General features: G+C 64.0%; 6 protein-coding genes and 1 pseudogene. 5 read left to right on the top strand and 2 right to left on the bottom strand.

The genetic code is table 11. From position 1 onward, the window contains the following. The 5 genes and pseudogenes from B3E94_RS21635 to B3E94_RS21615 form a co-directional block, all read left to right on the top strand. A pseudogene (locus B3E94_RS21635) lies at window positions 1-99 on the top strand (ATP-dependent zinc protease); the annotation flags it as partial. A gap of 5 nt (window positions 100-104) precedes the next feature. After that, window positions 105-1,640, top strand: a complete 1,536-nt coding sequence (locus B3E94_RS21630) for an inactive transglutaminase family protein (protein WP_176517668.1) — start codon at window positions 105-107, stop codon at window positions 1,638-1,640. Beyond that, entirely contained in the window at window positions 1,640-2,620 is a 981-nt protein-coding gene (locus B3E94_RS21625; RefSeq protein WP_176517669.1) for an alpha-L-glutamate ligase-like protein, read from the top strand. Before B3E94_RS21630 ends, B3E94_RS21625 begins: the two co-directional genes overlap by 1 nt. A gap of 191 nt (window positions 2,621-2,811) precedes the next feature. Then, entirely contained in the window at window positions 2,812-4,155 is a 1,344-nt protein-coding gene (gene pabB / locus B3E94_RS21620) for an aminodeoxychorismate synthase component I (protein WP_286915135.1), read from the top strand. Window positions 4,156-4,339: 184 nt separating this feature from the next. Next, entirely contained in the window at window positions 4,340-5,074 is a 735-nt protein-coding gene (locus tag B3E94_RS21615; protein ID WP_286915134.1) for a phosphoadenylyl-sulfate reductase, read from the top strand. 54 nt (window positions 5,075-5,128) lie between these two features. On the opposite strand, the gene cysB is transcribed toward B3E94_RS21615, so the two are convergent. Further along, a complete protein-coding gene (gene cysB / locus B3E94_RS21610; RefSeq protein WP_176517672.1) occupies window positions 5,129-6,103 on the bottom strand; it encodes an HTH-type transcriptional regulator CysB in 975 nt (324 codons plus the stop codon). Window positions 6,104-6,232: 129 nt separating this feature from the next. Next, the gene (locus B3E94_RS21605; protein ID WP_176517673.1) at window positions 6,233-6,730 is read right to left on the bottom strand and encodes a universal stress protein; all 498 of its coding nucleotides are present in this window, start codon (window positions 6,728-6,730) and stop codon (window positions 6,233-6,235) included. Window positions 6,731-6,781 lie beyond the last annotated feature (51 nt).

Here is a 6,781-nt window from a genome sequence, read left to right as displayed (position 1 = left end):
TCCGAGGCGCTCAAGCACTTCGACGCGCTGGTCGACCCAAGCCTTAAATACGCGGCCGGCAAACCTGCCTGTGCCACCGACGCTCCCAAAGCAGAGTAATCCCGATGCGCTCTCTTACCCTCCATCTGAAAGTCCTGATCACCGTGCTGGTGCTGCTGGGCGTGGCGGTCACCGCTTATCAGATCTTCTTCCTCGGCATCCCGGTGACCGAAGATGAAACCGATGACTTGTGGAACATCGACGCCAAGGTCGAATTCGTCGCCAGCACCAAGGACCCGGTCAAGGTGCAGATGTTCGTGCCGCCGCTGAACCGTGACTACGTCAGCCTCAACGAGAGCTTCATCTCCAACAACTACGGGGTCAGCGTCAACCGCGCCGACGGCAACCGCAAGGTGACCTGGTCGGCCCGCCGCGCCAACGGCAACCAGACCCTCTACTACCGCCTGGTGCTGACCAAGCGCTACAGCAACGAAAAGACCACCATCAAGGGCCCGACCTTCCGTGACAGCCTGGCCGTCGAGGGCCCCGAGAAGATCGCCGCCGAAGCCCTGATGGCGCCGATCCGCCAGCATTCGGCCGACGTCGAGACCTTCGTCAGCGAGACCATCAAGCGGGTCAACAACCTCAACGACGACAACGTCAAGCTGCTGCTGGCCGGCGACACCTCGGCCATGAAGAAGGCCCAGGTCATCGACCTGCTGCTGTCGATCGCCCACGTGCCGATGGAAAAGGTCCACACCATCCGCCTGGTGGCCGACACCCCGCAAACGCCTGAATTGTGGCTGCGCAGCTTCAATGGCAACGACTGGCTGTACTTCAACCCGGACACCGGCGAGCAGGGCCTGCCGAGCGACCGCCTGCTGTGGTGGACCGGTGACGACAACCTGATCACCGTCGATGGCGGCAAGAAGGCCAACGTCACCTTCAGCATGAACAACAGCGAGATGAACGCCATCCGCCTGGCCAAGCTGACCGACGAGAACACCGACGCCGACTTCCTCGAGTACTCGCTGTACAGCCTGCCGCTGCAGACCCAGCAGACCTTCATGATCATGGTGATGATCCCGATCGGCGTGCTGGTGATCCTGGTGCTGCGCAACCTGATCGGCATCCAGACCCTGGGTACCTTCACCCCGGTGCTGATCGCCCTGGCCTTCCGCGAAACCCAGCTGGGCTTCGGCATCGTGCTGTTCACGGTGATCACCGCGCTAGGCCTGTCGCTGCGCTCGTACCTTGAGCACCTGAAGCTGCAGATGCTGCCGCGCCTGTCGGTGGTGCTGACGTTCGTGGTGGTGCTGATTGCCGCCATCAGCCTGTTCAGCCACAAGCTCGGCCTGGAGCGGGGCCTGTCAGTGGCGCTGTTCCCGATGGTGATCCTGACCATGACCATCGAACGCCTGTCGATCACCTGGGAAGAACGCGGTGGCGGCCATGCCATGAAGGTGGCCATCGGCACCCTGTTCGCCGCATCGCTTGCGCACCTGCTGATGATGGTGCCGGAGCTGGTGTACTTCGTCTTCACCTTCCCGGCGGTACTGCTGATTCTGGTGGGCTTCATGCTGGCGATGGGTCGCTACCGCGGCTACCGCCTGACCGAGCTCGTTCGCTTCAAGGCATTCGTGAAGAAGGCTGACGCCTGATGTTTGGCCTGATCAAGACGTGGAAAGCCCTGGAGGCCCGGGGCATCATGGGTATCAACCGCCGCAACGCGGACTATGTGCTGAAGTACAACAAGCGCAGCCTGTACCCGATCGTCGACGACAAGATCATCACCAAGGAGCGCGCGCTCGCAGCCGGCATCCATGTGCCGGAGATGTACGGCATCATCGAGACCGAGAAGGAAATCGAAAAGCTCGACGAGATCATCGGCGGGCGCAACGATTTCGTCATCAAGCCGGCGCAGGGCGCCGGCGGGGACGGCATCCTGGTCATCGCCGACCGCTTCGAAGACCGCTACCGCACGGTGTCGGGCAAGATCATCAGCCACGAGGAGATCGAGCACCAGATCTCCAGCATCCTCACCGGGCTGTACTCGCTGGGCGGGCACCGCGACCGTGCGCTGATCGAATACCGCGTCACCCCGGACCAGATCTTCAAGAGCATCAGCTACGAAGGCGTGCCGGACATCCGCATCATCGTGCTGATGGGCTACCCGGTGATGGCCATGCTGCGCTTGCCGACCCGCCAGTCCGGCGGCAAGGCCAACCTGCACCAGGGCGCCATCGGCGTGGGCGTGGACCTGGCCACCGGCATGACCCTGCGCGGCACCTGGCTGAACAACATCATCAGCAAGCACCCGGACACCACCAATGCGGTGGACGGCGTGCAGCTGCCGAACTGGGATGGCTTTATGAAGCTTGCGGCCGGCTGCTACGAGCTGTGCGGCCTGGGCTACATCGGCGTGGACATGGTGCTGGACCAGGACAAGGGGCCGCTGATTCTCGAGCTCAACGCGCGGCCTGGGCTGAACATCCAGATCGCCAACGACACCGGCCTGACCCAGCGCACCCACGCCATCGAGGCGCACCTGGAAGCGCTGGCCAAGGATGGCATCAGCGAAGATGCCGAGCAGCGTGTGCGGGTGACCCAGAACCTGTTCGGGCACGTGCGCCCGCGCTGAGCCACAATGCCCCATCGCCGGCAAGCCGGCTCCCACAGACAAGGTTGGTGATACCCCTGTGGGAGCCGGCTTGCCGGCGATGGGGCCGCCATAGGCGCAACCCGAAGGTTTAATGTCGCGCCCAGCGCTAGGCGCTTTTCCTACACAGGTCTACAATCGCCCTCCTCGCTTTTTCATCGCCGTCCATTCTGATGCCGACCTGTACGCTCCACCCCCTGCCCTACCAGCCCGACCCCGCCGCCTACTTCGCCCGCTTGCGCCAAGCGCCCGGCGCGATCCTGCTTGACAGCGCCCGCCCCGGTGCCGAGCGCGGCCGTTTCGACCTGCTCAGCGCCTGGCCACGGCAGCACCTGCAAGCCCAACCCGACGAAGACGGCCGCGCCTTCCTGCTGCGCCTGCGCGCAGGCCTGGCCGAACTGGGCCCGGCACAGCTCCCCGACGGCGCCGAACTGCCCTTCGCCGGCGGCCTGATCGGTTACCTGAGCTATGACTTCGGCCGCCGCCTGGAGCACCTGCCCAGCCAGGCCATCGACGATCTCGGCCTGCCCGACGCGCAGCTGGGCCTGTATGCCTGGGCCATGGTCACCGACCACCTGCTCGGCAGCAGCCAACTGGTCTTCCACCCAAGCCTTGCCAGTGCAGAACGCGAACGCCTGATCGCCCTGTTCGAAGCCGCCGAAAGCACTGCACCGGGCGACTTCAAGCTGCTCGCGCCCATGCGAGGGGACCTGCAGCCCGAGCAGTATCGGACTGCCTTCGACCAGGTGCAGCATTACATCCAGGCCGGCGACTGCTACCAGATCAACCTCACCCAGCGCTTTCGCGCCCCTTGTCAGGGCGACCCCTGGCGCGCCTACCAGGCGCTGCGCAAGGCCTGCCCGACGCCATTCTCCGGCTACCAGCAACTGGCCGATGGCAGCGCACTGCTGAGCTTTTCTCCGGAGCGCTTCATCCGCGTCAGCCAGGGCCAGGTGGAAACCCGCCCGATCAAGGGCACCCGCCCGCGCTCGGCCGACCCCCGCGAAGATGCCCGCAATGCCGAGGAGCTGCGCCACAGCCCCAAGGACCGCTCGGAAAACCTGATGATCGTCGACCTGCTGCGCAACGACCTGGGGCGCACCTGCGAGATTGGCTCGGTGAAAGTGCCCGAGCTGTTCAGCCTGGAGAGCTACCCCAACGTGCACCACCTGGTCAGCAGCATCACCGGCCAGCTGGCCGCCGCCAAGGACGCCCTGGACCTGATCGGCGACAGCTTCCCCGGCGGCTCGATCACCGGCGCGCCGAAGATCCGCGCCATGCAGATCATCGACGAGCTCGAACCGACCCGCCGCGCCCTGTATTGCGGCTCGCTGCTGTACGTGGATGTGCGTGGCGAGATGGACAGCTCCATCGCCATTCGCAGCCTGCTGGTCAAGGATGGGCAGGTAAGCTGCTGGGGCGGCGGCGCGGTGGTGGCCGACTCGAACTGGGCAGCGGAATATGAAGAATCGATAGCGAAGGTTCGGGTGCTGATGGAGACCTTGCAGAGGCTGTAGTCGGGCGGTCTTCTGCGGTGGCCCTATCGCGAGGCTGGCCTGCTCTTTGTGGGAGCCGGCTTGCCGGCGATAGGGCCACTACAGGCGCTGCACAGCCCCAAGGCAGCACGTCTGCCCCGCCATTTTTTGTTACCATCACTCCATTACGAGCGCACAGCGCCACAGCCAAGATGGAAACCGCCTGATGAGCCAACCCTTCGACGTCGCCGCCCTGGCCGCGACCTATGCCAGCAAGTCCCCGCAGGACATCCTCAAGCTCGCCTTCGAACACTTCGGCGACGACCTGTGGATCTCCTTCAGCGGCGCCGAGGATGTGGTGCTGGTCGACATGGCCTGGAAGCTGAACAAGCAGGTCAAGGTGTTCAGCCTCGACACCGGCCGCCTGCACCCGGAGACCTACCGCTTCATCGACCAGGTACGCGAGCAGTACAACCTGCCGATCGAGATCCTCAGCCCTGACCGCGCCAAGCTCGACCCGTTCGTCAAGGACAAGGGCCTGTTCAGCTTCTACAAGGACGGCCACGGCGAATGCTGCGGCATCCGCAAGATCGAACCGCTGCGGCGCAAGCTCGCCACCGTCAGCGCCTGGGCCACCGGCCAGCGCCGCGACCAGAGCCCAGGCACGCGCAGCCAGGTCGCGGCACTGGAAATCGACGGCGCCTTCTCCACCCCGGAGCGCACGCTGTACAAGTTCAACCCGCTGGCGCAGATGACCAGCGCCGAAGTGTGGGGCTACATCCGCATGCTCGAGCTGCCGTACAACAGCCTGCACGAGCGTGGCTTCATCAGCATCGGCTGCGAGCCCTGCACCCGCCCGGTGCTGCCGGGCCAGCACGAGCGCGAAGGCCGCTGGTGGTGGGAAGAGTCGACCCAGAAGGAATGTGGGCTGCACGCTGGCAACCTGATCAGCAAGGCCTGATCACCAGGCAAAGAAAAACCGGCCCAAGGGCCGGTTTTTTCATGTGCCGCGCACTCAGTGCACCGGCAGCTCGACGCCTTCGAACAGCTCTTCGAGCTCTTGCTTGTTATGGCACTGGATCGCCTTGGCCATCACTTCACGGGTCAGGTGCGGCGCAAACTTCTCGATGAAGTCGCACATGAAGCCACGCAGGAAGGTGCCACGGCGGAAGCCGATCTTGGTGATGCTGGCCTCGAACAACTCGCTGGCATCCAGGGCCACCAGGTCGCTGTCGAGTTTGCTGTCGACCGCCATCCCGGCCACGATGCCCACGCCCAGGCCCAGGCGCACGTAAGTCTTGATCACGTCGGCGTCGGCGGCGGTGAACACCACTTTCGGCGTCAGGCCACGATGGTTGAAGGCTTCGTCCAGCTTCGAGCGGCCGGTGAAACCGAACACGTAGGTCACGATCGGGTACTCGGCCACCGCTTCCAGGGTCAGCTTGGGCAGCTTGGCCAGTGGGTGGCCCTGGGGCACGACCACGCAGCGGTTCCACTTGTAGCACGGCATCATGATCAGGTCGCCGAACAGCTCCAGCGCCTCGGTGGCGATGGCGAAGTCGACGGTGCCATCGGCGGCCATTTCGGCGATCTGCATGGGCGAGCCCTGGTGCATGTGCAGCGCCACTTCCGGGTACTGCTTGATGAAGCTGCTGATCACCGGCGGCAGCGCATAGCGCGCCTGGGTGTGGGTGGTGGCGATGGACAGCGTGCCCTTTTTCTCGTTGGAGAATTCCTGGGCGATCTGCTTGATGCTCTCGACCTTGCGCAGGATTTCGCCAGCGGTATTGATGATGCGCTCGCCAGCCGGGGTGACACGGGTCAGGTGCTTGCCGCTGCGGGCGAAGACTTCCACACCCAATTCATCCTCGAGCAGGCGGATCTGCTTGCTGATACCCGGCTGCGAGGTGTACAGACTCTGCGCCGTCGCGGAGACGTTGAGGTCATGGTGCGCCACTTCCCAGATGTAGCGCAGTTGTTGAAGCTTCATAGGTTTCCCTCGAATCAGCGGTAAGTCAGCGGCAGCAGGCAGCGACGAGATATAACTATATTAGTGGTTCTCGAAATAAAACTAGAACTATTTTGTTACACGCCGCTCCGAAACAAGCTGCCGCCAGCTTCAAGTTTTCCTACGCCCGAGGTGCTGCGAGAGCGGCACCATGTACACCGGAACCGGTGACAGCTGCAGCAGCCGTACCGCCGTGCGGCCCAGTGGCACGTCCACCCCGGCACCAGCACTGTGGCTGCCGAAGATCAGCAGGTCGACACTCAGCCGCTGCGCCTGCTCGAGAATCACCTGGGCCGGGTCGCCCTGGCGCACCCGCACCGCCTTGATCACGGCAAGGTCAGCGTCTTCGCCCAATTCGTCGCGAAAGTTTTCCAGCACCCGCTGCTCGATGTTGGCCATCACCGTGTTCACGCCCTCGCTGTGCAGCGCATCCAGCGTCTGCTCGTCGAGGTAGCTCTGCAGCAGGGATTCGGCGAACTGGCCCATGGGCTCCACGGCGTGGATCACGTACAACTCCGCATTGAAGGTACGGGCCAGGGCCAGGGCGTGCTGCATGACGAAGGGCGCGTAGACACCGAGGTCGGTGGCATACAGCATGGAGCGGATCATTCGACCTCCTCGACTGCCGTTGCGGCAGAGCAAGCTTCAGCTTAGCAGCGC

It is taken from the genome of Pseudomonas sp. UBA6315 (genome assembly GCF_002438125.1).
Classification (GTDB): Bacteria; Pseudomonadota; Gammaproteobacteria; order Pseudomonadales; family Pseudomonadaceae; genus Aquipseudomonas; species Aquipseudomonas faucium.
Note: the sequence above shows the minus strand (reverse complement) of the source record. Positions and strands in the feature narration are given on the sequence as shown.

Excerpts from the sequence above, each read along its gene's own strand:
- pabB (WP_286915135.1), top strand. The coding sequence starts at position 2,812 with ATGCCGACCTGTACGCTCCACCCCCTGCCCTACCAGCCCGACCCCGCC.
- cysB (WP_176517672.1), bottom strand. The coding sequence starts at position 6,103 with ATGAAGCTTCAACAACTGCGCTACATCTGGGAAGTGGCGCACCATGAC.
- B3E94_RS21605 (WP_176517673.1), bottom strand. The coding sequence starts at position 6,730 with ATGATCCGCTCCATGCTGTATGCCACCGACCTCGGTGTCTACGCGCCC.
- B3E94_RS21615 (WP_286915134.1), top strand. The coding sequence starts at position 4,340 with ATGAGCCAACCCTTCGACGTCGCCGCCCTGGCCGCGACCTATGCCAGC.
- B3E94_RS21625 (WP_176517669.1), top strand. The coding sequence starts at position 1,640 with ATGTTTGGCCTGATCAAGACGTGGAAAGCCCTGGAGGCCCGGGGCATC.
- B3E94_RS21630 (WP_176517668.1), top strand. The coding sequence starts at position 105 with ATGCGCTCTCTTACCCTCCATCTGAAAGTCCTGATCACCGTGCTGGTG.